Annotated in this window: 1 pseudogene; it reads left to right on the top strand. The window is 58.7% G+C overall.

Annotated features, from left to right (window positions below):
- Nucleotides 1-460: pseudogene (locus CRV02_RS14440) on the top strand (host specificity protein J); the annotation flags it as partial.

The following is a 460-nucleotide window of genomic DNA, read 5'->3' as shown; positions in this document are numbered from 1 at the left end:
CGAAGGAGGACGCCGGCCAGCACCGCAGACCAGCTGCAGAACAAAACGCTCTGGTCGTCATACACTGAAATCATCGATGTGAAACAGTGCTACCCGAACACGGCACTGGTCGGCGTGCAGGTGGACTCGGAGCAGTTCGGCAGCCAGCAGGTGAGCCGTAATTATCATCTGCGCGGGCGTATTCTGCAGGTGCCGTCGAACTATAACCCGCAGACGCGGCAATACAGCGGTATCTGGGACGGAACGTTTAAACCGGCATACAGCAACAACATGGCCTGGTGTCTGTGGGATATGCTGACCCATCCGCGCTACGGCATGGGGAAACGTCTTGGTGCGGCGGATGTGGATAAATGGGCGCTGTATGTCATCGGCCAGTACTGCGACCAGTCAGTGCCGGACGGCTTTGGCGGCACGGAGCCGCGCATCACCTGTAATGCGTACCTGACCACACAGCGTAAGG

It is taken from the genome of Arcobacter sp. CECT 8989 (assembly GCF_004116715.1).
Taxonomy (GTDB): domain Bacteria; phylum Campylobacterota; class Campylobacteria; order Campylobacterales; family Arcobacteraceae; genus Halarcobacter.
This window is presented reverse-complemented; position numbering and strand designations above follow the sequence as displayed.